Below are 2903 nucleotides of genomic sequence, written 5' to 3' on the forward strand. Positions count from 1 at the left end.
ACCACACTTCATAGGCTCTGCCTTGCCTAAAAGCCAAACATACTGCTGCAAATTCTACCATCAAAGGTTAACACGCCCTAACCTAAGGTCGATAGGCGTTTTGCTTTTTTGACCGCCTATTTCTCTTACCAATTTAGGCACTAAAAATCCGGGCAGGGCTTTTAATAGTTCTGCCATTATTTTTATTGCTTGGGGCTCTTCTATATCAAAGTGGCTTGCGCCTTCAACCTTATCGAGCAAATATAAATAGTATGGCAGTACGTCTGCATCAAATAACGCCTCACTTAAATTTATTTGTGCCTCAACGGTATCGTTCACCTCTTTTAAAATAACCGCTTGGTTTAATAGCATTACGCCTGCTTGTTTTAACTTTTGCATGGCGGCTTTAAACTCATCGTCTATTTCGTTGGCGTGGTTAATATGGTTTATAAACACAATTTTGAGCGGTGATTGCTGCAATCTAGCACATAACTCATCGGTAATACGCGCAGGTATTACAACCGGCAAACGGCTGTGTATTCGCATGCGTTTAATCTGCGGTAATTGTTCAAGCTCATCTAAAAACCAGCTAATGGCATCGTCTTTGGCCATAAGTGGGTCGCCGCCACTTAAAATCACTTCGTTTATATTGGGGTCTGATTTTATGTAGCTCAGCGCATCAAGCAGGCTTTTTTTATTAAGCTGGTTTTCTTGATACGGGAAGTGGCGTCTAAAGCAGTAACGGCAATTTACCGCACAGCCGGTTTTAAACATAATTAAAACACGGGACTTATATTTATGTAAAAGCCCAGGTTGAGTGTTGTCTTGCTCAAGCAGTGGGTCTTTATTAAAACCAGTTTTAGTTAAAAACTCTTGGTGGCGCGGCATAACTTGTAGCAATAAAGGGTCGTTTGCATCGCCCTTGCGTATTTTTTTGATAAATGGGACTGGCACGCGTACCGGAAATAAACTGCGGGCTTTTAGGTCGTTTTCATGGGCTTGGCTCGATAAACCGACCATTTCAAGCAAGGTTTTTGGGCAGGTAACTACATTTGCTAATTCTTTTTGCCAGTTTTTATGCAAATTTGCTTCATTTCTTTGTATCATTGGCACGTAGATTACTCGAAAAAAATTAAATAGAGGAAACGATGGCGAATTATAGCACCAACGAGTTCAAGGGCGGCCTAAAAATTATGATGGACGGCGAACCTTGCAGCATTTTAGAAAATGAAATGGTAAAACCGGGCAAGGGCCAAGCGTTTAACCGTGTTCGTATCCGTAAGCTTATTTCTGGCAAGGTACTTGAAAAAACCTTTAAATCGGGTGAATCAGTTGAAGGTGCCGATGTAATGGATACCGACTTAGCGTACCTTTACACCGACGGTGAGTTTTGGCATTTCATGAACAACGAAACATTTGAGCAAATTGCCGCTGACGAAAAAGCACTTGGCGATGCTGGCAAATGGCTAGTTGAAAACGACGTATGTACTATTACGTTATGGAACGGCAGCCCAATTGCGGTTACACCACCTAACTTTGTTGAGCTTGAGATCACTGACACTGATCCTGGCCTAAAAGGTGATACAGCGGGCACAGGTGGTAAACCTGCAACGCTTAGCACCGGTGCTGTAGTACGCGTTCCATTATTCGTACAAATTGGTGAAGTTATTAAAGTAGACACCCGTAGTGGTGAATACGTAGGCCGTGTAAAGTAAGTATGAGTACGGTTTATAAAATCCCGGCTTAAGCTGGGATTTTTTTTGGAGAAAATATGTCAGCAACACTTTGGGCACCTTGTGCAAGTATAAATACCCTTAAGCAACGTGCAGCTATACTGCGAACCATTCGCGAGTTTTTTTATACGCGTAATGTAATGGAAGTAGAAACACCGAGCCTAAGCAGCGCCAGTGTAACCGATGTGCATTTAGCAAGTTTTAGTACGCAGTTTGTAGGCCCTGGTCACGCTGGTGGTTTGCCACTTTATTTACAAACATCGCCCGAATTTGCCATGAAGCGTTTGTTAGCCGCAGGCTCTGGGGCAATATTCCAGCTTTGTAAGGCATTTAGAAACGAAGAAGCGGGGAGTCATCATAATCCCGAATTTACTATGCTTGAGTGGTATCGCCCTGGGTTTGATGAGTTTGCATTAATGGATGAGATGGATGAGCTAATGCAGCTTATTTTAAATGTAATGCCTGCTGAGCGCCTAACTTACCAACAAGCATTTGAGCAAGTGTTATCACTTGACCCATTAACAGCGACGCTCTCGCAATTACAAGCACTTGCCTGCGATCATGGTTTTGCCGATATAGCCAAAAACGAGACAAACAAAGACACCTTATTGCAGCTGCTATTTTGTATGAAAGTAGAGCCAACTATTGGGCAAACTAAACCGTGCTTTGTGTATCACTTTCCGGCATCGCAAGCGGCACTGGCACAAATTTGCGAGCACGATAACCGCGTAGCAGGGCGTTTTGAGCTTTATTATAAAAATATGGAATTAGCGAACGGCTTTAACGAGCTAACTAATGCCAAAGAGCAGGCAAAACGTTTTGATGAAGATAACGCTTATCGCGCTGCTAATGGGTTAAATCATGTACCTATGGATAAACGTTTAATTGCTGCGCTTGAGCACGGCTTACCGAAATGCGCAGGCGTTGCTATGGGTATAGATAGGCTAGTAATGCTAGCTACAGAAAAAGAGACAATAAAAGAAGTCATCGCGTTTGATGTAGATAGGGCGTAATGCTTTACCTGTAGGCGTGGTTATCCATCCAAAAAATTTAAAGCATTAATTCACAAAGAGGTTTAGAGGCGCTGCGCTTTAGAGGGGAGTATTGTAGGCGCCTTGCTTGCTGGCGCACTTAGGCTTTATACAGCGTTGGAATAATAAATTTAAACGCGAGGTAAACTCGCTGCTACTT

At 42.8% G+C, this 2903-nt stretch carries 3 protein-coding genes; 2 read left to right on the forward strand and 1 reads right to left on the reverse strand.

Going from position 1 to position 2903, the window contains the following annotated elements:
- Positions 1-60: 60 nt before the first annotated feature.
- Positions 61-1086: an EF-P beta-lysylation protein EpmB gene (epmB, locus tag AABI99_RS17875; protein WP_338367471.1), complete on the reverse strand. Its 1026-nt coding sequence runs from the start codon at positions 1084-1086 to the stop codon at positions 61-63.
- 41 nt (positions 1087-1127) lie between these two features.
- Here epmB and efp point away from each other — a divergent pair, with 41 nt between their 5' ends.
- Both efp and epmA read left to right on the forward strand, forming a co-directional pair.
- Entirely contained in the window at positions 1128-1694 is a 567-nt protein-coding gene (efp, locus tag AABI99_RS17880; RefSeq protein WP_055016950.1) for an elongation factor P, read from the forward strand.
- A 56-nt stretch (positions 1695-1750) separates the two neighbouring features.
- Positions 1751-2725, forward strand: a complete 975-nt coding sequence (epmA, locus tag AABI99_RS17885; RefSeq protein WP_338367472.1) for an elongation factor P--(R)-beta-lysine ligase — start codon at positions 1751-1753, stop codon at positions 2723-2725.
- The last annotated feature ends 178 nt before the right edge of the window (positions 2726-2903 follow it).

Source organism: uncultured Pseudoalteromonas sp. (assembly GCF_963922945.1).
GTDB lineage: Bacteria > Pseudomonadota > Gammaproteobacteria > Enterobacterales > Alteromonadaceae > Pseudoalteromonas.